This window comes from Psychrobacter sp. TB20-MNA-CIBAN-0197 (assembly GCF_040309765.1).
Classification (GTDB): Bacteria; Pseudomonadota; Gammaproteobacteria; order Pseudomonadales; family Moraxellaceae; genus Psychrobacter; species Psychrobacter submarinus.
In genome coordinates this window covers 1-357 of sequence record NZ_JBEOPC010000211.1, presented here as the reverse complement: position 1 = coordinate 357, position 357 = coordinate 1, and the positions used below count along the sequence as shown (strand labels likewise).

Here is a 357-nt window from a genome sequence, read left to right as displayed (position 1 = left end):
CTGCACTGCTAATGCTTGAGCTCCATCAATATGCTCCTCGCGATGCGACGCTAAATACCTTAGCTAAACTTTGTCTTGGCAAACGTGGGCAATATGTAGCTAACTTTTCGGTGATATTTTTATTTTACGCTTTGTGTGCAGCTTATATTGCTGGTGGTGGCGCACAACTTCAAGATCGCATAAACACGGGGTTTAACGTGAGTATTGCACCGCAACTGGCCTCTGTTTTACTGGCGGTTTTAATTGCTGGTGTCGTAACTCTGGGTACCAGTAAGGTCGATAAATTTAATAGAGTGCTGTTTTCAATAAAAATAGTGGTACTTGCCAGCCTGTTTTATATGTTAACGCCTTATGTAC

General features: G+C 42.3%; 1 protein-coding gene. It reads left to right on the top strand.

Going from position 1 to position 357, the window contains the following annotated elements; genetic code table 11:
- The coding region (locus AAEY83_RS13360) for an aromatic amino acid transport family protein (protein WP_351059512.1) at positions 1–357 on the top strand (357 nt) is incomplete at both ends.